At 55.6% G+C, this 22,125-nt stretch carries 18 protein-coding genes and 1 pseudogene; 3 read left to right on the top strand and 16 right to left on the bottom strand.

Annotated features, from left to right (window positions below; genetic code table 11):
- The first annotated feature begins 46 nt into the window (after window positions 1-46).
- A complete protein-coding gene (locus NYE48_RS10675; protein ID WP_036710265.1) occupies window positions 47-505 on the top strand; it encodes an AraC family transcriptional regulator in 459 nt (152 codons plus the stop codon).
- 115 nt (window positions 506-620) lie between these two features.
- Here NYE48_RS10675 and NYE48_RS10670 read toward each other — a convergent pair whose 3' ends face one another.
- The 10 genes and pseudogenes from NYE48_RS10670 to NYE48_RS10625 all read right to left on the bottom strand — a co-directional run bounded on the left by NYE48_RS10670 (window position 621) and on the right by NYE48_RS10625 (window position 9,384).
- On the bottom strand, window positions 621-1,418 hold the full coding sequence (locus NYE48_RS10670) for an ABC transporter ATP-binding protein (RefSeq protein ID WP_036710386.1): 798 nt from the start codon (window positions 1,416-1,418) through the stop codon (window positions 621-623).
- Window positions 1,411-2,331 (bottom strand): ABC transporter permease, encoded by a 921-nt coding sequence (locus NYE48_RS10665; RefSeq protein ID WP_212951524.1) that lies wholly within the window; start codon window positions 2,329-2,331, stop codon window positions 1,411-1,413. The genes NYE48_RS10670 and NYE48_RS10665 overlap by 8 nt, the downstream gene beginning before the upstream one ends.
- A 135-nt stretch (window positions 2,332-2,466) precedes the next feature.
- The gene (locus tag NYE48_RS10660; protein ID WP_036710384.1) at window positions 2,467-3,507 is read right to left on the bottom strand and encodes an ABC transporter substrate-binding protein; all 1,041 of its coding nucleotides are present in this window, start codon (window positions 3,505-3,507) and stop codon (window positions 2,467-2,469) included.
- Window positions 3,508-3,713: 206 nt separating this feature from the next.
- Complete coding sequence (locus NYE48_RS10655) at window positions 3,714-4,397, bottom strand: HAD family hydrolase (RefSeq protein WP_340998473.1); 684 nt, start codon at window positions 4,395-4,397, stop codon at window positions 3,714-3,716.
- Between the two features lie 249 nt (window positions 4,398-4,646).
- Window positions 4,647-5,579 carry a 1-phosphofructokinase gene (gene pfkB / locus NYE48_RS10650; RefSeq protein WP_212951527.1) on the bottom strand — a complete coding sequence of 311 codons (933 nt, stop codon included), beginning with the start codon at window positions 5,577-5,579 and terminating at the stop codon, window positions 4,647-4,649.
- A gap of 227 nt (window positions 5,580-5,806) precedes the next feature.
- The gene (locus NYE48_RS10645; protein ID WP_340998472.1) at window positions 5,807-6,730 is read right to left on the bottom strand and encodes a carbohydrate kinase family protein; all 924 of its coding nucleotides are present in this window, start codon (window positions 6,728-6,730) and stop codon (window positions 5,807-5,809) included.
- A 36-nt stretch (window positions 6,731-6,766) separates the two neighbouring features.
- On the bottom strand, window positions 6,767-7,351 hold the full coding sequence (locus tag NYE48_RS10640; RefSeq protein ID WP_036710258.1) for a histidine phosphatase family protein: 585 nt from the start codon (window positions 7,349-7,351) through the stop codon (window positions 6,767-6,769).
- 15 nt (window positions 7,352-7,366) lie between these two features.
- Complete coding sequence (fosB, locus tag NYE48_RS10635; RefSeq protein ID WP_036710254.1) at window positions 7,367-7,789, bottom strand: metallothiol transferase FosB; 423 nt, start codon at window positions 7,787-7,789, stop codon at window positions 7,367-7,369.
- Window positions 7,790-7,829: 40 nt separating this feature from the next.
- Window positions 7,830-8,325 (bottom strand): annotated as a pseudogene (locus tag NYE48_RS10630) (tetratricopeptide repeat protein).
- A gap of 27 nt (window positions 8,326-8,352) precedes the next feature.
- Window positions 8,353-9,384: a LacI family DNA-binding transcriptional regulator gene (locus NYE48_RS10625; RefSeq protein WP_340998470.1), complete on the bottom strand. Its 1,032-nt coding sequence runs from the start codon at window positions 9,382-9,384 to the stop codon at window positions 8,353-8,355.
- A gap of 296 nt (window positions 9,385-9,680) precedes the next feature.
- On the opposite strand from NYE48_RS10625, the gene NYE48_RS10620 reads away from it, so the two are divergent.
- Both NYE48_RS10620 and NYE48_RS10615 read left to right on the top strand, forming a co-directional pair.
- Complete coding sequence (locus tag NYE48_RS10620) at window positions 9,681-10,730, top strand: 2,3-butanediol dehydrogenase (RefSeq protein ID WP_340998469.1); 1,050 nt, start codon at window positions 9,681-9,683, stop codon at window positions 10,728-10,730.
- Window positions 10,731-10,987: 257 nt separating this feature from the next.
- Entirely contained in the window at window positions 10,988-11,749 is a 762-nt protein-coding gene (locus tag NYE48_RS10615) for an MBL fold metallo-hydrolase (protein ID WP_340998467.1), read from the top strand.
- Window positions 11,750-11,959: 210 nt separating this feature from the next.
- Here the strand turns inward: NYE48_RS10615 and murI are convergent, their stop codons facing one another.
- The 6 genes from murI to NYE48_RS10585 all read right to left on the bottom strand — a co-directional run bounded on the left by murI (window position 11,960) and on the right by NYE48_RS10585 (window position 21,971).
- A complete protein-coding gene (gene murI / locus NYE48_RS10610) occupies window positions 11,960-12,769 on the bottom strand; it encodes a glutamate racemase (RefSeq protein WP_212951533.1) in 810 nt (269 codons plus the stop codon).
- A gap of 166 nt (window positions 12,770-12,935) precedes the next feature.
- On the bottom strand, window positions 12,936-13,424 hold the full coding sequence (locus NYE48_RS10605) for a GNAT family N-acetyltransferase (RefSeq protein ID WP_340998465.1): 489 nt from the start codon (window positions 13,422-13,424) through the stop codon (window positions 12,936-12,938).
- Window positions 13,425-13,449: 25 nt separating this feature from the next.
- Complete coding sequence (locus tag NYE48_RS10600; protein WP_246537093.1) at window positions 13,450-13,950, bottom strand: DinB family protein; 501 nt, start codon at window positions 13,948-13,950, stop codon at window positions 13,450-13,452.
- Between the two features lie 255 nt (window positions 13,951-14,205).
- Window positions 14,206-20,316, bottom strand: a complete 6,111-nt coding sequence (locus NYE48_RS10595) for an S-layer homology domain-containing protein (RefSeq protein ID WP_340998464.1) — start codon at window positions 20,314-20,316, stop codon at window positions 14,206-14,208.
- A 132-nt stretch (window positions 20,317-20,448) separates the two neighbouring features.
- On the bottom strand, window positions 20,449-21,087 hold the full coding sequence (locus NYE48_RS10590; protein ID WP_340998462.1) for a pyridoxamine 5'-phosphate oxidase family protein: 639 nt from the start codon (window positions 21,085-21,087) through the stop codon (window positions 20,449-20,451).
- 146 nt (window positions 21,088-21,233) lie between these two features.
- A complete protein-coding gene (locus NYE48_RS10585) occupies window positions 21,234-21,971 on the bottom strand; it encodes a MerR family transcriptional regulator (protein WP_340998460.1) in 738 nt (245 codons plus the stop codon).
- Window positions 21,972-22,125 lie beyond the last annotated feature (154 nt).

Raw genomic sequence — 22,125 nt, 5'->3', positions numbered from 1 at the left:
GCATCCAAAGTGAATTCACTCATATGACCAGAAAAGGAGCTTAACGATGAACATGAAGATCGAAAACATTCCGAATTACCGTTTGGCCTATGTGCGGCAGGTCGGCCCGTACGGCCCGGCCAATGCCCAAGCCATGGAAACACTGAAACGATGGGCCGCAGACAGACATTTGCTGACCGAATCGGCCATTCTGCTCGGAATCCCGCAGGATCGCCCCGAAACGACGCTTCCCGAAAACTGCAGGTATGACGCCTGCATCGTGATTTCGGAAGATGTTGCGTTGGATGATACCGTGGAGGAAGGCGTATTTACCGGCGGCGAGTATGCGGTTTGCACGGTGAAGCACACCACGGAAGAAGTACAAAAGGCATGGGCCGCCGTTTTCCCGGCTTTGCGGCAAAGCGGATATCAACCGGACAACAAGCCTGCCTTGGAACGATATACCGGGAAAATGATCGCCGATGGATATTGCGAAATATGCATCCCTGTGATGAGAACGGTCTAGAGAATACGCAAAAAGAAGAACAAGGGGCTGCCGATCGCGACAGCTCCTTGTTCTTCCTTATACGCATGTTTTATGGCACGATGATAAGCTTATTGCACGATGTCATTTGAATCGCTTATCCGCCCAATACGACCCGATCGTCCGACAGCTTGTGGCCGCTGATCCGTTCGAATTCGCCGAGCAGCTTTTCGATCGTAAGATCCTTTTTCGTCCGTTCATCGATATCGAGAATGATTTTCCCCTTGTCCATCATGATCAGCCGATTTCCCAGCCGAATGGCCTGCTCCATATTATGGGTGACCATCAGCGTCGTCAGCTGCATCTCGCGCACAATCGTATCCGTCAATCTCGTAATCAGCTCCGCGCGGGCGGGATCAAGCGCTGCGGTATGTTCGTCAAGGAGCAAAATCTGCGGCTTGGTAAAGGTGGCCATCAGCAGGCTGAGCGCCTGCCGCTCCCCTCCGGACAACAGTCCGACTTTGGCGCGGAGCCTGTTTTCAAGGCCGATGCCCAAACGTTCGAGCGATTCGCGGAACATGCTGCGGCGGCTTGCGTTGATGCTGACCGAAAGTCCCCGCCGGGCCCCGCGCCGGTAAGCCATCGCCAAATTTTCCTCGATCGTCATTCGCGGCGCCGTTCCGGCCATCGGATCCTGGAATACGCGGCCGATCCATCGGCTGCGGCGGTATTCGGGAAGGCCGCTGATCTCCTGGCCGTCGATCCGCACCGCGCCGGCGTCCGGTTTCATCACGCCCGAAATGATGTTCATCAAGGTCGATTTGCCTGCGCCGTTGCTTCCGATGATCGTGACGAAGTCGCCGGGATTCAGCTTCAGGTTGATGTGCTGCAAAGCGATTTTTTCGTCCGGCGTTCCCGGATTAAACAGCTTGGAAACATGGGATAATTCAAGCACGGAGATCACCTCCCTTAAACTCCTTCGATAAGGCCCCCGTGATTTCTTCGGTACGCTTTTTGGCCATTTTTTTCTGCTTCATCGCCCGGCTGGCCGTCGGGAAGACGAGCGCTATGATGACGATGACCGCCGTAATGACCTTCATGTCCGAAGCATCGAGCCATTCCACCCGCAGCGCCAAGGCAACGACGATCCGGTAGACGATCGCGCCGAGCACGACCGATATCGTGGCATGAATGATGTTGCGGGCCCCGAATACGGCTTCGCCGATGATCACCGATGCAAGTCCAACGACAATCATGCCGACCCCCATCGTAATGTCCGCAAATCCGGATTGCTGCGCGATCAGGGCCCCGGACAGCGCCACAAGGCCGTTGGAGAGGCTGACGCCGATGATTTTGGTCGTGTCCGTATTTGCCCCGAAGCTGCGGATCATCCGGTCGTTGTCGCCGGTTGCGCGCAGCGCCAGGCCGACGTCCGTCCGGAAAAACCAATTCATGAGCAGCAGCACGATGATCAGCATGCTCCCCAGCACGATCCACGGGTTGACGGAGGTAAGCACGGTATCGGCATCGATGATCGCGATGTTCGGTTTGCCCATAATCCGCAAGTTGATGGAATGCAGCGCAATCATCATTAATATCCCGGACAACAGCCCGTTGATTTTTCCTTTGGTATGGAGCAACCCCGTGCATAACCCTGCCGCGATGCCGCCGGCAAAGGCCACGATGCAGCTCAGCCATGCGTTATATCCGTGGGAAATCATGACGGCGGCAATGCCGCCCCCTGTCGTAAAACTGCCGTCAACGGTCAAGTCCGGAAAATCGAGAATCCGGTACGTAATATAGACGCCAAGCGCCAACAAAGCATAAAGCAGTCCCAGTTCGACCGCGCCTATCAGCGAACTGATCATAATGACGTTCCTCCTTCGGGTAATTTCCGCACCGATCGGGGCGGAAGAGTCCATAGATGCCGCAAATCCGGCCCGTATGCAATGAAGGGAGTGGACGAAGGACGTCGCCACTCCCTATCACACCAATCCGTGCCGTTACTTATTGATGATGTAGTTCTCCTTGTCCTGCACTTCGTTCTTCATTTCTTCCGTTACCGTAACCCCTTGCGCCTCGGCAGCCTTCAAATTGAGAACGACGTCCAGCTTCTCCTGCATTTTCACCGGAATCTCTCCCGGATTTTTACCGTTTTTCAAAATGTCCGCCGCAAGTTTGCCGACCTCGTATCCGTGATCGAAATATTTGAAGCCGACGGTCGCGAACGCGCCTTTTTCAACCGTGTCGTAGTCGCTCGAGAAAAACGGAATATGATTTTCGTTGGCCACTTGGATGATCGTATCCGCTCCGCTGACCACGGTATTGTCCAGCGTAATGAAAAGCGCGTCGGCGCGGCCGACCAATGACTGCGCGGCTTGCTTGACTTCGGACGTGTTGGTCACGGCCGCTTTGACCAGCTTGATGTTATGCTTGGCCAGCGCTTCTTCGGCATTTTTGGCCATGACGACCGCATTCTGCTCCCCTTCGTTGATGATCAGGCCTACCGATTTGATGTTCGGAAAATGCTTGGCGATAAAATCCATCAGCCGTTGAACCGCCTCGGGATTCGTGTCGGAAACGCCGGTCACGTTGCCGCCCGGCTTCTCCAGGCTGGAAACGATCTTGGCATCGACCGGATCGGTCACGGAGGCGAACAGGACCGGTTTGTCCTTGACCTCCTTCACGACGGCCTGCGCCGAGCTGGTGGCGATGGCAAGCACGAGGTCTTCCTTGCCCGAAGCAAACTTTTGCGCGATGGACAGGTTGGTCGCCGGATCATTTTGGGCGTTTTTATAATCCACTTCCAGATTGTCGCCTTCGGACAACCCCGCATCCTTAAGCGCTGCCATGAAGCCTTCCCGCGTCGCGTCAAGCGACGGATGCTCGACGATTTGGGAAATGGCGATTTTATACGTTTTTTTGTCCGCTTGGTTTCCGGAGCCGCCGGCTTCCGTTTTCTTGCCGTCAGAACTGCCGCAACCTGCAAGCGCTGCCGCCAAAAGCGCCGACATGACGACAGGCAGCCATTTTTTCTTCAACATCATTAGACCCCTCCAACATTTTCCTCTACACTGCTTTTGTGTTCGAAAGCATTAAAGCAATCGGGTAAAAAAAAGAGTGCCGATCGTATAAAATTTTCCATTCCATACAATCCGTTGATTATTCATAATCATAAAGGGGCACTCCGGCATCCGTCAATCGGTATCATGTAAAAAAATGAATTTTTTTATCGGATTTTAAAGGATGATTATTCCAATTCGCCTACCCGGTTTTGCTTCTCCAGCCGTTCGATCAGCTCGTTTAACGGCATCGCTTCCATGTCGGGGATTTTCAGGTCGTAACCTTCGAACGAAAAGGTCGTCGTCATCTCGTTCGGCACGATCACGGTACGGACTCCGGCTTGTTTCGCCGCGATAAACCCGTTTAAGGAATCTTCGAAAGAGACCGCTTCCTCCGGCCGGATCTCCAGCTTTTGCAGCGATAATTGATAAAGCTCGGGGTCCGGCTTCACCTTCTTGACCAAATCCGCCGTATTGACGAATTCGAAATAACCGTGCAGGCTGAATTTGTCCAGGTACGGCTCGATCCAGTTGTAATACGAACTCGAGGCGATGCAAACCCGCAGCCCCAGCCTTTTGGCTTCCTGCAGATAGCTGACGACGCCGGGCCTCGGCTGCACGTCCTTCAACAACTCCCGGTAGCAAACGTCGACCTGCTTGCGGATCCGTTCGGCATCCCCGGCCTGTTCAAGCAATTCGGCGAGGTATGTATATGGGTTGAAAAATTCGAAGGAAGTCCCGACGCACCGGGCATACATTTCGAGCGGGAGCTCCTTGCCGTATTCCTTGTATATTTTGCAAAAGGCGTGGTAGGCCGGCGTTTCCGTATCCACGATCAATCCGTCGAAATCAAAAATAAGCGCTTTAATCATGTAAATCCCCTTTTCGTCCTCGTATTCTTTTCTTTGCTCCGTAGCCGATCCCCATTTTCCCAGCCGTTCGGCATGAACCTGCCCTTTCCCCGGGAAAAATAAACAGCCGCTTGCTTCACGCTTGCTCTGAAATAGGACTCGGTTTATACTATAAAATTCTTCGCCGGCGCGGCACATTCCTCTTTTTTCGGGAAGCGGCGAAAGACCGGACGCCAACGCGCCCGGCCATACAAATGATACTCCCGCAAGTTATAATGCCGTGATCCGTACCTGCCCGCGCAGCCGTTCCACCTCTTCCGGTTCGATCAGCCCCGCTTCGTCAGTCATGGCGTTGGAAGTGCCTGCCGCCGAAGCCAGAGCCAGCCCTTCTTCGAGAGACAGCCCTGTGGCCAGCGAGACCGCCATTCCGGCGACGTACGAATCCCCGCAGCCGACCGTGTTCACGACGTCGACCTTCGGCGTTTCCACGCGGAAAGTTCCCGCTTGGGACGCCACCATGGAGCCTGCGCCGCCGAGCGAGACGCTGATCCGGTCCATGCCGTATTTTTGCAGGAGCGTTTCGACCGCCTTTTGGAGTGCGGCCTCGTCCTGAACGCGGATGCCGAGAAGCCCCTCGACTTCCTCTTCGTTCGGTTTGATCATATCCGGCCCGGCTTCCAGGCCGAAGCGCAGCGCGTCCCCGCTGGCATCCAAAATGACGTAGGCTCCGGCTTCTTTGGCGATTGACACGAGCTTCACGTAAAAATCCTTCGGAACCCCGGCCGGCAGGCTGCCGCTAAAGCAAACGATGCGGGATTTGGCGGCGTGCTCGCGGATTTTCTCTTCCATCTGCGCCAAAGCCTGCGGGTCGACGGTCGGCCCCGGCTCCAAAAGCTCGGTGGAAATACCGTTTTCCTCGTCCAAAATGTTCAGGCAAACCCGCGACTCCCCTTGAACGGAGACAAAATCATGCCCGATGCCCATCCGGTCCAATAGCTGTTTGATCATTTCGCCGTTGAATCCGCCGACGAAACCGGTTGCGGTCACCGGCACGCCGAGCTGGGCCACGACCTTCGCCACGTTGATCCCTTTGCCGCCCGGCGCGGCGCGGTACCGCTGTACCCTTGAAACCTTGCCCAGCGGAAACGTTGGAAGAAAATACGTCTTATCGATGGCTGCATTCAATGTTACGGTCGTAATCATAAATACCCTGTCATCCCATCCTAGCCGTGAACGTGAGCGCCTTATCCGTCATGACCCGGCCCGGGGAAAGCCGTCCTTCGCTGCCTGCTCACCGTTTGCTATCCGTCTCGATGCCCCCTGAAGCCCTTGCGCTCATGGGCAAAAAAGCCCATGCCGCCGGGCACATCGGCAATATCCAAAGTATACCTGCATGCCTCAAATTGCACAACGTTACATTCCGAAGCTTCTCACGCCTCTTCCAGCATCGCGTTTACTTTTTCCAGCGTCGGCAGGGAGCCCGTCCCCCCGATCCCCAGCGTCGAAATCGCCCCGCTCGCGTTGGCGAACCTCACCAGCTCCCGTCCGCGCAAACCGCTGCGGTAAGCATAGATCAAACCGGCATTAAAAGCGTCCCCTGCACCGGTCGTATCGACCGGCGCGACTTGGAAGGAGGAGACCAGTTCCGGTGCCTGCTCTCGCGTGAACAGCATCGCTCCCCTTTTGCCGCATTTGACGACCACGGTATGTACGCCTGCCGGAAGCCCTCTGGCCGCTTCTTTTACGCTTTCGGCCCCGTAAATGTGCATCATTTCCTCTTCGCTCGGAATAAACAGGTCCGTGTGCGGCAGCAGTCGGTCGATTTGTTCGCGGTACCACAATCCGCGGACGTCCCAGCCGGTGTCAAAGGAGGTCGTCGCCCCCTCGGCCCGAAGGCCCGCAAACAACGTTTCCCAATGCGGCCGCATGCCGTCCTGAAGAAAATAAGAACCGAAATGCACATGGTCCGCTTCCGCAAGCAGCCCCGCAGGGAGGTGCTCCGGCGCAAGCAGCGGAATGCTGCCCGGGTACGTGAGCAGTCCGCGGTCCCGCGGCGTCGAAAATGACAAGGTGACCCCGGTTTTAAGATCCGCCTTCCGGAGGACATGTTCGGTATTCACCTGCATCCGATCCAGCTCGCGCAAGCAAAAACGCCCGAAGTCGTCTTCCCCCACCACGCTTACGAAATGAACTTCGGCGCCAAGCGATGCCAGCGCGCATGCGGTAATCGCCGAAGACGAACCCAGCACGACGTCAAAGGAATCGATCAGCTTTTCCCTGTTCCACTCCGGCATCACGCCGGTGCCGGCCAAAATAACGTCCACGTTCAACTCGCCTACGACAACGATTTTCACGGCATTTTCCCCTTTGCAATTGGTCTTATGCCTGCATTACAAATTGACGGCGTCCAAATGACGGCGGCAGTTGTACAAATCGCATACCCACTGTTCATCCAGCTTGCGGATCAACGTGACCGACGTGTTGTGAAGATGCTGGCGTTCCCCCATGTTCGCAACGAGCGCCGGAAGCAGCGTCGAGATCAAGGCGCCATGGCTGACGAGGAGCACGCGCTGCCCGGGATGCCGCTGGCAAACCTCCTTCACGAGTTCCGTTCCGCGCGCAATCATCGACTCTTCGGTCTCGATGCCAAGCTCAAACTCCCGCCAGTCCTCGCCCCACATGCGGATCCGGTCTTCCTCCGTCGTGCCTTCGATTTTACCGCAGCCTTTCTCACGCAAACGCTCATCGATATAGAGCGGAATGCCAAGCGCTTTGGCAATCGTTTCCGCCGTTTCCTTCGCCCGCGACAAATCGCTTGCGTACACGGCATCCCATGTCTCGTTCCGGAACCGTTCCGCCAGCGCCCGGGCTTGCGCCCGGCCCGTATCATTAAGCGGAATATCCGTTTGTCCCTGCGCCTTTTTCGCCACGTTCCAGTCAGTAATGCCGTGTCTGACCCATCCAATCGTCGTCATCCTATGTTCCCCCTGTTATTCGTCGTAAAATGTCATATGGCCTTTTTCCGCCCGGTAATAATCGAGGCGGTCCTGCAGCGTGCCCGTGTGAAGCTCGAAGCGGTGTCCGTCCGGGTCCAGGAAATAGACCGATCGCTTATCCTTTTCATCGCGTTCCCGTCCGGGCAGGATTGTGACATCAAGTTCCCTCAGGCGGCGGGGCCATAAGTCGAACTCTTCTTCCGCCACCGAAAAGGCGATATGGGTATACGTCCGCGGCATCGCTTCTCGCTTTGCATCCTCTTCGTTCAGGGCAATCCACAGCCCTTCCAAATCGAAGTAGGCAAGCTTTCTCCCTTTGACGAGCCGTTTTGCTCCAAATACGTTTTCATAGAAGGCCGTCGAGGCGTCGAGATTCGAAACGGAGAAACAAATATGATTGATTCCCTGCAATTTCATGCGGCCGCTCCTTTCCTTGAAACTCCCGGATCGGCTTCGCTCACTGCCATACTTCATCCAGCTTATCGGCATAAAAGCGGATCGCCCTAGCGTAACCCCGAATCCCGTCATCCCCGGACGTATCGGCGATTTCGGCAAGCAGCAGTTCCATCGCCTTCGGGTGTCTGCCTAAATTATACAACACCATCGCATAAAACACGCGGAATTCTCTTCGCTTACGGAAACGCGCCCATTCCCCGTTCAAGCACCTCCGCCGCCCGGCCGTATTCCCCGAGCGACCTGAAGGTGCTGCCAAGACCGAGCAGCGCGCCTGCCAGCGATTCTTCGGCGAGCCCTAACCGGATGGCTTCTTCATAATACGGCACCGCCTCCCTTTCGAGACCGAGGACATCGTGGGTCCATGCCGTCTGGTACCAAATTTCCGCATTGCCCGGCTCCTCTTCCAGCAGCGACAGCCATAACTTCCTGGCCTGTTCGGCATCGCCCGATTCCCGCAGCGATATCGCCTGACGAATCTTTTGTTCCGTATCCGGCATGTTTCCTCCCCTTCCTTTCCAAGCCCGTTAGTCCAGGTAGACCGTGCTCCGCTTCATCTTCACGCTGGACTCGCGCACGATCAGCCTTGGTTCGAATTGCACCCTCTCGTAAGCGCCTTTGGACGGTTCGCGGATCCGTTTCAGCAGCAGCTCCGTCGCCAGGCGGGACACTTCCGCCCCCATGATGGATACCGAGCTGATCTGCGGGGAAGTGAGCGTCGTCCAAATGTTGTTGTCGATGCCGACCACGGCCACGTCCTCCGGTACCCTGACCCCAAGCTCTTTAAAACGGTTGATCAGCCCGATGGCGACCATGTCGTTCCCGGCGTAAACCGCGTCCGGCATATGTTTCAGGCTTTTGAAATAATCGGCGGCTTTCGCCCCCGTGCTAAGCGAGAAGTCCTCGCCGAAATAAACCAGCGACAAATCGACGTGCGCCAGCGAATTGACATAAGCGTTGTAGCGTTCCTCGATGATATCCTTCGGCGCTCCGGCGTAACCGATCCTCGTGCGGCCGATGCTGAGCAAATGCTCCATCGCAAGGCGCCCTTCCTGCTGCGACATGCAAACCACGTCCGCTTTAATGTCGGGCCCCAGCATTTTCCCGTAGTTGATGACCGAGATCGGCACCGGCGATTTGTTGACGAGCTCGACGAAGTTTTTCGGATACGCCAGCGGCAAAATGATGAGGCCGTCCACGTGCAGCTTTTTGACGTCGCGGATCGTCTCCAGCTCGATCTGCCCGATGCCGGACGTGTTGATGTTGACGACGCGGTAGCCGTGATGTTTGGCGGCCTGCTCCACGGACCAGGCGATTTCGGGCATGAACGCGTTGCGGATATCGGGCACGGCAAGCGCAATCTGATAGGTGCTGCGCACCTTCAGGCTTTGCGCCGCAATGCTCGGGATGAAACCAAGTTCTTCGATCGCTTGAAGCACCTTCGCTTTCGTTTTTTCGCTGATGCCCCCGGAATTGTTGATGGCCCTGGATACCGTCGCGATCCCGACGCCGGCTTTTTTGGCGACGTCTTCGATGGTGACTTTCGAGTTTTTTGACAAGCCGACACGGCCCTCCTTCGTTCGGAATCGTTTCCTATTTCCGCTCCATATTTTCATCCACTATTTCTATTATACCATGAAAGTTTTGGCGGTTAAATCACGCGGAGAACCAGGTGAAACGCCCCAGCTTAAAAGCCTTTTTTTCAAGAAAAAAAAACTGTGCGCCCCGTTTCGAAACCGGTTTGACAATCCTGTGAAGTTGTGACATATTAGTTTTCGGAAACGTTTCCGATATGCGAGCAACCAAGCTCATCTGAACCTATTCAGAACCTAAGATCGAAATGGAGATGTCAAGCATGAAAGCACTAAGATGGCATGGCCAAAAAGACCTGCGTCTGGACACCATCGAAGAACCTGTCGCAACGGGCGGCAAAGTCAAAATCAAAGTGGAATGGTGCGGCATTTGCGGCAGCGACCTGCATGAATACACGGCCGGACCGATCTTTATTCCCGAGTCCGCCCCTCATCCGCTGACCGGCGAAAAAGCCCCGATCGTGATGGGACATGAATTCTCCGGGCAAATCGTCGAAATCGGCGAAGGCGTGACAAAATTCGGCGTCGGCGACCGGGTCGTCGTCGAGCCGATTTTCGCGTGCGGCAAATGCGAAGCCTGCAAGCAAGGCAAATACAACCTGTGCTCCGACATGGGCTTTCTTGGACTTGCCGGCGGGGGCGGCGGATTTTCCGGTTACGTCGCGGCGGATGAAGCCATGGTCCATAAAATTCCGGATTCCGTGTCCTTCGAGCAGGGCGCGCTTGTCGAACCGTCTGCGGTCGCTCTGCATGCGGTCCGTTCCAGCAAGCTGAAAGTCGGCGATAAAGCGGCCGTATTCGGCACGGGACCGATCGGCCTGCTCGTGATCGAGGCATTAAAAGCTTCCGGCGCATCCGAGATTTACGCGGTCGAGCTGTCTCCGGAACGCAAACAAAAAGCGGCGGAGCTCGGCGCGATCGTCATCGATCCGAAGGAATTCGACGCCGTGAAGGAAATCCATAAACGCACGCAGGGCGGCGTGGACGTCGCCTATGAAGTTACCGGCGTTCCCCCTGTGCTCACGCAGGCGCTGGAATCCACCAAAATGGGCGGCGAGCTGATGATCGTCAGCATCTTCGAAAAAGAGGCGCCAATCCACCCGAACAACGTCGTCTTGATGGAACGGACCGTCAAAGGCATGATCGGGTACCGCGACGTCTTCCCTGCGGTCCTCAGCCTGATGGAGCAGGGGTATTTCCCTGCGGAGAAACTCGTGACCAAGCGGATTTCGCTCGGCGACGTGCTCTCCGAAGGCTTCGAAACGCTGCTGAAGGAAAAAAACCAGGTTAAAATTCTCGTGAAACCGGAATAACCGACCCGGGATCGTTCTCTTCTTTTGATCAATCCAACTTCCAACCACCTATTGCAAAGCCGGATTCTCGTCCTGAGAAATCCGGCTCTTTTTTTATCCGCCATGTCGAAGCGGATCGAGACAAAATGCGTCGATAATTTTTATATTGACAAATTCTTTATTTTATGTTATGATTAAATACTTTGGTTTGACTAATGATTTTTGTGGCGCTATCATAGTACCTGCCTTACATTTTTCAGAACCTTTGGAGGTGCGGCATGAACCCAGCCACGCAAAATTATCGTATTCATATGCTTGACATCGCAGCCGTCGTTTTGGGGAAAGAGGACGTCATTCATCCCGTGCTGATCCATGATGAGGGGCACGCGGTGTTGGTCGACGCCGGATATCCCGGCCAGCTCGGCAAATTCGCCGAAGCGCTAAGCCCTTACGGACTTCGCATGCAGGACGTGACGCAGGTCATCTTGACCCACCAGGACATCGACCATATCGGAAGCCTTCCGGCAATCCTCGAAGAGGCGGGGCATGATGTTGAGGTGATGGCCAGCGCGGAAGAAAAACCTTTTATCGAAGGCGAAAAGATGTTATTAAAAATAACGCCCGAAGCGCTTGCCGCAGCGGAAGCCATGATTCCCCCCACCGTTCCGGACGCGTGGAAGCAGGCCTTCCTCTCCACATTAAAAAATCCGCCTAAATCCCCCGTGCACAGGGTCATTCATGACGGACAAAGGCTGGACATCTGCGGCGGCATCGAAGTGATAGCAACGCCGGGACATACTCCGGGACACATCAGCCTATACCATGTTCCTACCAAAACGCTGATCGCCGCCGATGCGCTCCGGGTCGTCGACGGACGTTTATGCGGACCGGATCCGGACCAGACGCTGGACATGGGAAGGGCGATGGAATCGGTCGGAAAGCTTGCCGGCTGCGAGATCGAAACGATCATCTGCTACCATGGCGGCATGTACAAAGACGGAAACCTTTCCCGAACCTTGCGGGAACTGGCCGGCCTCTAAGGGAGCCGTCAAATATGCGTTGCGTTTGAGCCATATAACAGAAGTTTCTCGCTCCCGGTCGTCGACAGGCCGCTTGATTCCCGGACTTAAAAAGACGTCGGCAACGCCGGCGGCACGAAACGGCAAAAAATCCGCCACAAATCCCCGCGATTCCCGGTTGATTCGTGACGGATAAGCTTAGCGCTCGGACGGATGGCGCCCGATGCGGCTCTAACCCGTTACTTTTACAGCTCTGCCCGTGTTTGCCGTTCCGCGGCTGTGGTAGAGCTCGAAGGCCTGCTGCATTTTCCGCAAGTAATCCGGTTCCCGGCCGGAGCAAGCAAAACGAATTTCCCCCTTGCCGCCCGAGCCCAGTAGTTTTTGCTCCGCCAAAACGCTCCGGAGCCTGCGGACCGTGCCGCGGCTGCCGTCGATAATCTCCATATGCGCCGGCAAAATCCGGCTGAGCAGCGGCTTATAAAATGGAAAATGGGTGCATCCCAATACAAGCGTTCCATAATCGTTCAAATCGTACGGCGCAAATTTTTCTTCAAAATAAGCCGTCATCACGCCGGGATCAAACTGCATGGCTTCGCAATACGCAACCAGTTCGGGCAGCGGGAGCGAATCCACGATGCTGTGGTCGTCCACGCGGGAGACAAGCTGGGCGTATTTCGATTGGTGAAGCGTCAGCGGCGTCGCGGCGACCAATACTCTTTTTCCTGTGTTGCGGTTCATTTCGACGGCCGGCTTCACCGCAGGTTCCATCCCGATGATCGGAAAGCGGTATTCCTGGCGCAGTTCCTCCGCCGCCGCGCTGGTTGCGGTATTGCAGGCGATGACCAGCGCCTTGATGTCTTCCCGCAAAATTTGATCCAGCGACTCACGCACAAAGTCCTGCACCTGCTCCTTGGTTTTCGTGCCGTAGGGCGCATGAAGGGTATCGGCAAAAAACAAAAAATCCTCCTCGGGCAGCTGCTTCACGGCTTCAGAAAGGACGGTCAATCCGCCTAACCCTGAATCAAAAAGCGCAATTCGCATGTTGTTCACCTGATTTTTTCATAGATTCGTTTCACATGGTTCTTTGGTTCCCTATATGATGAAAACCAAATTATGGCCAAAAGTCAAGGATAACCGCCGTGGAAAAATCATACATTGCCGTGAATCGCCGCGGTTTGAAGCCGTCACGAACCCGGCCCCGGCCAAGTTAAACCCGTCTGCGGACCATGCAAATAAACGGGGTTTCCCGGCCGTGTACGGGGGAAGACAAGACGCCCGCCCGCTCGAACCCCGCCTTCCCGTAAGCGCGGATCGCCCGCTCGTTAAAAGCGGCGACGACCAGCCGGATCCCTTTTCCCGGAAACGTACGCTGCACGTACCCGATGCCCTCCTCGACAAAGCGGCGGCCATGCCCCTGTCCCGTCAGCTCGGGCTTCATCCCGAGGCCAAAGTCCACCAAAGAATCATCTTCATAGATTCCAGCGGCATAACCGCCGGGGACTCGGGCCGAAATGCCCGTGCAATAAAATCCGATGACGCGTCCTTCGGCATCCTTGACGGATACGTAATCGCCGTTCATCAGCTCGGCGGCATCCTCTTCGCTCCCGTCCATGCTGTACAGCTCATAGGGAGGCGGATATTGCCACAATGCGATGACCGCCGCGTCCTCCGCGTTCATGCTGCTGATTCGATACACTGCTTAGCACAACCTTTGCCTGATTTTAAAATAAGGTTCTTGCGGATGGTTCTTGAAGAAGGGTTTCTCCAAGCCCGCGGCCGATGACATTCGCCGATACGCGTTTGATGCCAAGCTCCTTGGCCCAAACCGAAAGCTGGCCGACGTGGTGAATTTCGTGGGCGATGACGTGCCGCAGCACTTCGCCGTACACAAGCGGCTCCGCGTGCCATGGAACGCGCACCACGGTTCTCTCTTTTTCCGCGTTTACCTTCGATAAAATATCCTTGATTTGGCCGCGGCAATCCTCCGACAGCATCCTGATTTTCTCCAGCGATGCGTAATCCTCGAAACGAGGCTCCCAATCCTCCATTCCTTCGATCGCCCGGATCCAGCTCAGTTCCACGTCAACGATATGGAACAGCGTCCGAAGTATCGATCCGACGCCCCCCGTCCGTTCCTTGGCGAGTTCGCCGGCGGGCAACCCGCCGAACACCTCAAACCACTCATCTCTCACCTGCCAGTTATACTCAAACCAGGTCTTCAAGCTGCCGCTCCCTTCCATCCCCTTACCATCTTCGTTTTATCCTATGCCGCAAAGGGTCTGCATTCCCTCCGCGGCTGCTATTTTTCATAGCGTTTAGGGATCGTTTTTCAAAAGTTAAACACAGTATACCACGGATCGATTCCGGCTGCCGCAATCAGAGCCCGCAAACGATAATCCCGAGAAAACACGAAAACCGGGTGGTCTTCCACCCGGTTTTGTTCCATCCGTTCATGTCTGTTATGAAAGGCGTACGTGTCAGTGGTTCATCAGCATATATACCATTTTGGCCATTTCCGCCCGGGTCACGTTCCCCTTCGGATCAAAACGGAGATTGCCTTTGCCTGTCATCAAGCCAAGCCCGTTCACCCGTTCGACGGCTTCTTGGGCCCAGGTCGACACCTGATCAAGATCCGCAAAATTCGCTTTTGCTGATCCGCCCTGCATTTTGCCGTACAGCCCGCTTGCCTTCGCCAGAATAACGGCGGCTTCCTCGCGGCTGATCGGAGCCTGAGGCCGGAATTTGCCTCCGCTTCCTTGAACGATGCCCAGCTTGGACGCCTGGTCGACCGCGGCGGCATAATACGCGTCCGCAGGCACATCCGTAAACGATGGCTGCGTATCGGACGCATGTTGGCCCGCTCCGCGCATGACGAGGGTGATGAAATCCGCCCGGCTCACCTGCCGGCCCGGCTGGTAGTGATTCGCATCCACGCCCTGGACCAGATGTTTGGCCGCCAATTTCGCAACGTATTCCTCCGCCCACGAACCTTTAACGTCCTCAAACTGCTTGCGGTATTCCAAAACCGCATACGCGCCTGGCGCATCGGCCGCAAACGAGACGGTGCCGCCGCGGAAGCTGCCGCCTTTGTACACGGGCTCCCTGCCAAGCAGGTACACGCCCGCGTAATCGCTTTGAAGCTGTTTTTGCTGCTCGGCCGTCAAACTTCTTTCGATCGTGACCGGACCGCCGAAAACGGCAATTTCCGTTTCGGTTTGTCCTTTGACCAGGATCAGGCGCAGTGAATAAACGAGGCCGGCATGCACGAAATCCTTGGAAGCATTCAAGCTTGCGCCCAGCTTTTGCTTGATGCCGTCGTTCATCGCGGTATCCAGGCGAAGCACCAGTTGGTCGGCTGCTTCGAGCCGTTCCGGAATCGAGGCGGCAGGCATCGTTACCGTGAATCCCGGCGCGGAAACGATGATCGACAGCCCGCCGTCTTTGGCTTTTTTCACCGGCCCTGCAGGGAGGTACAAGGCGGATTCCCCGTCCCCATCGGCGCTTCCGTTCAATTCTACGATGACCTTTCCGTTGTCGGCCGTGGCGACCGCTTTTTCCAGCGCCTGCTCATCGGCCCGGTACGCTCCGTCCGAAGACGGTTTTATCGCGAGATGTCCGCGTCCGGTTTCAGCAACCGGCGGTTTTGCCGGGCCGGAACCTCCCGGATGGGTTCCTTGGTTTCCGCCGGCGTTTCCTGGTCCGCCGCTGTTTCCTCCGCCTCCCGGCGGATGCGGTACGCCGGTGGCTCCTCCTGTATCGAAGCCCCAAATATCCGACAGCACGCTGCCGCTATGCCCGTCTTCCGCTTTGGCGTACCATTGCTGATAGCTGTTCGAAGGCAAGCCTTTCCAGGCTACCGATGTTTCGGTACCGCTTGGAACGTTCGGTTGGGCGCCGATTTGCTGGTCGGTGTAAACTTTTACGCCGAAGTAATCCGTAGCCACCCGTTTGGCGGCCGGCTCAAGCCCGAGATCCAGGCTGAATTCGTCTTTGCCCTTATCCGTTTCCGGATCGTAGTAATTATAATCGTCCAAATAAGGGGAGTACGTCTTGATATGCAGCTTGTTGTTTTTCATGTCGAACTGCATGAGACGGATATACCCGAGTCCGCCTTCGGGCGCCCCTTGATAATCGGCAAGCATCTGGTACACGCTTCGATCCGGAATGCCGTCGCCGTTATCGTCCAGCTGATCGACCTTCAGTTCCGCATCGTGATAGTGGCCGGACAACGCCGCGATCACGTTTTTGTTGGGCTTCACGACCTTTTCGAAAATCTGGTCGGCGATCGGTGCCCGGTTGTTCGACACGAGAAGGTATTCATGCAGGCACAATATCGCTTTGCGTTCCGGATATTTGGAGACGACCTCGTTCATCCATTCGATCTCCTTGTCGCCGAGTCCCCAGCCCATATACACGATGATGAAGTCGTTCCCGTTCGAAGACACCAAATCGTAGTGGCCGCGGTTGTTGTCGTACGATCCGCCGAACACCTGGTTGTCTTTAAAGCGGTCTTCGCCGAAATATTGCTTGAACTTCGTATAATCGTTGTTTTGGTGATCGACGTCATGGTTCCCTGCCAGCACGCCGTACGGAATGCGGGCGTCTTCAAGCACCTTCATGTCTTTGTCCGCTTCGATCCACTGATATTCCTGATACGATTTATCGACCACATCGCCCGTATGGATCACGTATTTGATGTTCATTTTGTCCTTTTGGTCGACGATCCAGTTGACGATTTTTTGGTAAATCTGCGGATAGCTTTGGGAGTAATACTGGGTATCGGACATCCAGACGAACGAAAAATCGTACGGATCCTGGGATTCCGGCTCCGGCTTGCTGCCGCCGGATGCGGCCTGAACGGCGATTTCATCCTGCACCAATACGTCGATGGCCTGGCCGTTGGCGTATTCGCCGGCTTGCACAACCGCATTCAGCTCGAAATCATCCTTGCCGGCTATAACCTGATCCAGCTGAACCCATTTCCCTTGCGTCGGGCTCCAAGCATATAAGCTTACCTTACGGCCTGCGAGCGATTTCCCTTTCCAGTTGATTTCTACGCGGTCGGTGCCTTTGACCGAAGGATCCAGCTTCACCTCAAAGCGCTGGTAAGGAAACTGTTCCACGGAATCGTTCACGAGATATTTTCCGTCCAATGCGCCGATTTTTTCGTAATCCTCCGCGTTCATGGCTTTTTCCCCGGCAGGGGCCATCTCTTTGGGAGGTTCGGTTGCGGACGCGTTCATGTACCCGGTGAATCCTTCCGCGCGGCTGCCGTCATATTTGAACCCCTTATAAAACGTCACGTTCATCGGATCCTGGTTCGGATCCTGCACCTTGACGGTCAGGTTGGCTTCGGCGCCGACGTCGGTTTGCCCCTGCTTAGGGCTGACGAGCTGCGGCGGAAGCGGATTTTCGTCCGGCACGTTAAAGTTGACGGTCTTTTCGGAAATGTTTCCGGCTTTGTCCGCCGCCTGAATGGACAGCGTATGGGTTCCGCCCTTCATCGCTCCCGAAGAGGTGCGGTACGGAAGCTCGACCGGTTTGCCGTCCAGATTTACCGTCACCTTGTCCACGCCTGCCAGGGCGTCTTTGATCTCGGCATCGATGACGAATTCCCCGCGGTACTCCTTTCCTTCTTCCACCGTCGGCCGGATGGTCGGAGCGGTATTGTCCACGATGACGTTCGACGTGATTTGTTCCTTGCCGTCCGAAACGGTCACCCGGTGAGCGCCGTCCGGCACGGTCGACGTATCCCAAGCGTATGCCTTGGCTTTCAGATGTTCCGGCTTCAGGTCGAAGTGAAACCCGATCGATTCGCTTTTGCCTGCGGAATCCCCCATCTTGATCTGCTTTTCCTTTTCGGCATAGGCAGGATCCCAAATTTCGGTACCGTCGGCCAGCAGCAGCCGGACGTTTTTGATTTCGAAATCGTCTTTGTTTTCTTCCGGACGTTTATCGAACGGCGATGTTTTGGAGCCGGCCCGGATGTAGATGACGTTATCGCCCGCCGCCAAACGGTCCGCGCTGATCGGGAAAGACAGCGTCGTATAAGACGTGATCGGATCCATGAAGGTATACAGGATCGACTTGTCTTCAAGCTCCGGCGGCCCCATCGTCAGCGCGTTTTTGAAATAATAATCGACGTTGACGGCATCGAAAACGAAATAAGCGTCATGCTCAAGCCCGGCAAACGTGCTGCCGTCGGGCACTTTGGTCCCGTCGATGCTTAACTCGACGTCTACTGCTTTACCGGCTTCCGCGGTTCCTTTGATCGTACGGACGCCTTTCAAAATTTCCTGGTCCTTCACGTTCAAGCGGAGCGGGGCATCGCTTACGCCTCCGGCAACGTCCACTTTCGCGATCGCCGATTTCGTTTCGTTCATCCCGTCGGACGCGACGAAATAATATTCGATGTATTTCCGTCCGATCAATTCGGCCGAACTTAGCTTATAGCGGTAAAGCATATCGTTAAAATCTTCCGTCAGGCGATGCCCCGTAAAATTCGGCTGCTTGTCCGAACGGACAAACACTTCGACCGAGGTCACCTCATGATCGTCCTTGACGTCTGCTTTGATCTCAAGCCCTTTGGACTGATCCGCTTCCGTTACGCCCGTGACGTCCGTTACCGTCGGCGGGACCGTGTCGGCTTCGACATGAACCGGCTCGGCGGGAACCTGCGCTGCCGTCACGGAACCGGGCGAAGGCGCGTCCTGGCCCGATGCGGCTTTGATCATGACCGCGCTGCCGTTCACCGGGTAGCCGAAAACAATCGCCTTGTTTTCTTTCGTTTCATCGCCTTTCGTCCCGCCTTCATACATCAGATCTGCGTCGTAATAGGCGGCTGAAACTTCCTTGCCGGTATTCGTTTTGATCACGACCGCCCGTCTGCCGGAGTTGGCCATCCCGTCGCTTTGGATCGTCTGCAGCGTTTCCCCCGGAATCAGGTTCGTTTTGTAAAATTGATTAAAATCATGTTCCGTGTATGCCGTATTGGCGCTGTTTTTGATCCAAAAAACGACGGACTGCTGCGGTTGAATCTTAAAATCCGGATTTACGGACGACCATTCCACGTCGGCTCCCGGTCCTTTGTCCGGATACCGGTAATATATTTTGTAATTTTTGAAATTTACCGGCTGATCGGAGTTGTTGTACACCTCGATGTATTCGTACGCGTCCGTCGAAGTGCCCGGTACGTTGGCCGTGTTCGGCACCAGCTCGGTCACGAGCAGCACGGGCGCCTTGGCCGGATGAAAAGGCTCCATGCGGACTTGGGTCGCGTAAGGTTTGTCGAGCTGGCCCGCTTGAATGCGGTACTGCAGCGTCGGCTCGGCCAGTGCGGCCGCAGGAATCGTCGCCGTGTAATCCCCCGTATTGCCGGAGTCGGTCATCGTCGTCACGGTGTATCTCGCCTGGGACGGCGTTTTGTAAAGCAGCTTTACGGCAGCTTTGGAACCATCCGCATTCGTGCCCGGGTTTTGCACGCGGGCTTTGACCTCGTAATCCGCGGCATCCACAACGTCGGCCGGTACATGAGTGATTACCGTTTGTTTTCCATCTTCAATAACCGGAGGCACCGCTTGCGAAGGATCGATCGTCCCCGGCGTAGCCGCCGTTTTCCCCGATTCCTCCGTTACGGTCATCAGCGTGCTGCCGGCAACCGGATGTTTGAAAAAGATCCCCATATTGGGCTGGACATGCTGCGCTTCGTAAGCAGCCGATACGATCGTGTCGCCGCTGCTGCTTTTGATCGCCAGCGTTCTGGCGTCTTTGTTCGCCATCCCGCCGCCGCCCTGAATTCGGAACAGGTTGACGCCTTCAACCAGGTTCGTTCCGAAATTGGCGTTGAACTGATCCGCCGTTTCCTGGGCGTTTTTGCCGTTCATGATCCAAAACACGACCGGCTGGCGGGCCGGGATGATGATGTCGGTTCCCGGATCGGGCGTCCATGGATCGCTATTATTGTAAAAAAACGAATAATCCTTGAAGTTCACGTCCTGATCCGTGTTGTTGTATACCTCCACGAATTCGTAAGCGTCCGTGCTCGTTCCCGGCAGGTTGGCCGTATCCGGCACCATTTCCGTGATCAGCAGCGCCGGCGCAGCGGCCGATGCCGCGAGTTCCTTCGGCTGAACAGCTTGAATGGCCGCGGAATACGACACCGTCCGAATGACGTTTGCCCCGGAGTCCAAAATGTCGATCGAATAGTCCAATCGGCGCCCGATCAGCGCCTCGCCCGGAATGTCTCCGATGTATGTATCCGGCTGCTGCCCCGCCGGTTTCAGTTCGACCGGAGCAAAGGGTTGGCCGTCCACCGCATAACGGATTTGCCCGCTCCATGGTTGATCTGCGCCGTAGACGACGGCGGTCACCGTATAATTCGTCTTCTCCGGCACCGATGCCGCCGGCGTATGCTCCAGACGAATCCCGCCCGGTTGTTCAGCCTGACTCTGTTGTCCCTCCTGCACGGCCGGGATCGGCTCGGCATGCGCAGCGGCGGTCGTCAAAATCCCGGGCGTTCCGGTCGTCAGCATCATTCCGCTTAGCACGGCGATCGAAACGCTCCGTCCAAGCTTCTTTTTCCTGTTCAATGCAGCCTGCAACTCCTTCATCAACGTATTTGACCCAACAAGTCCATTGTATGAAGGTTGTGTTAGCCGGATATTACGGCAGCGTAAAGCGGTCGTTAATCTGGTTAAACAAACGTTAACACAGGAATATATCTAATAAAGCCGTTTTTCGTAGCTTTCGGCCAACGATGCCCGGACCTCTTCCGTGGACAACCTCAGCTTGCCGGCATGGGCGGCGATGATGGCCGCCGGATCGGGAAGCGATTCCGCCTCGGGCCAAGCATCCGTTTGCCACAGCCGGGATCTTTTGAACGCTTTCGCGCAATGGATGTAGCACTCTTCCACTTCGACCGCGATGCCTGCGGCGGGAGTTTTGCCGTGCGCGGACATCCGCTCCATCAAATCCGGATCGCGGACGATGCAGGCCTTGCCGTTGACGCGCAGCGTCTCCTCCAAGCCGGGGATGACGAAAATGAGCCCGATGCGCGGATTTTCCAACAGATTGCGGAGCGAGTCGTATCTTCGGTTGCCCGGACGTTCCGGCAGAATCAAATGATGTTCGTCCAGGATGTATGCAAAACCGGGAGCATCGCCCCGCGGCGAACAGTCGCATGAACCGTCCGCGCCGCTGGTGGCGACAAAAACGAGCGGAGACAACGAAATGAAATGCCTGCAGTGACGGTCAAGCGAAGCGACGACCTTTTGGTTGACGAGTTCCCGGGGTTTGCCCGCAAGCTGTTCGAGCTCCTCTACGGAGCGAATGACATGCTGAAACTTTTCCAATGTAAACACACCTCCGGATTTATTATAAAGCAGCGGGTGCCGCTCATTGACGTAAAAAGAAAAAACAGGTGCTTTACGAAAATGCATCCGATATAAAAAACGCCCGGCGAACGGCAAAAAAACCGGAGAAAACTCCGGCTTTTGTTTGGGTGCCTCTATTTTCGACGATCCGCGTATTCGCTCATGGCGTCCCGCATGAAGGCGGCAAGCCCTTCGCCGAACCGGTCGATGTTTCGCGTAAAACGTTCATCGTCTACGTACATTTGTCCAAGCCCTTTGAACGCTTCCAGCGAATAGCTGCCCATCCGGTTCAGGAACTTGTACCATTCGCCGATCGCCTCCTGCGCTTCATCGGATGCCGGGGACGTATGCCGCAGATCCGCAAGCTTGCGGTAGATGGCGTTCATGCCCTCTTTCAGCTGTTTTTGTTCATCCCCGGAAAGGCTGCCGAGCTTGGCCTTGGATGCATCCACCGCCTGATCCCCCCAGCGTTTTCTCGCTTCTTGTTCATACGGGTTGGTGCTGAAGTCAAACCCCGCAAATTTTTCCCGATTCGACATGTCGATCTCTCCCTTTTCGTGTTTCATCGTTTTCTCCAGGGTTTCGATCATCCGCTCCAGCCGGGACCGCTTTTCCAGCAGGAGCTTGTGGTGAAGCTCCATCGCCTCCATCCGGTTAAAATCCGGGCGGCTCACAATCTCGCGGATTTCCTTCAGCGGGAAGCCCAGCTCCCGAAAGAACAAAATTTGTTGAAGCATCGCCAAATCCTCGTCGGTATATACCCGGTAACCGGCTTCCGTCGTTCGGCTCGGATGCAGCAATCCGATTTCGTCATAGTGGTGAAGGGTGCGTACGCTGATCCCTGCCAGTTCGGCGACTTCCTTAACCATCATGGATGTTCTCCTCCTTTTTGTTCACTATAAAGAATAACGTAACGTGAGGGTCAACAAACAAAACGTCCGCTCCGCCTCTCTGTGATTTTATGGCCTGTCCATGATATCATAGAAAGGAATCGCACCATACATATGATGTTTCATTCGACGGAGG

The organism is Paenibacillus sp. FSL M7-1455 (assembly GCF_038004655.1).
GTDB classification, from domain to species: Bacteria; Bacillota; Bacilli; order Paenibacillales; family Paenibacillaceae; genus Paenibacillus_AQ; species Paenibacillus_AQ cookii.
The sequence above is the reverse complement of the archived record's forward strand: the minus strand, read 5'-3'. Positions and strand labels throughout refer to the sequence as shown.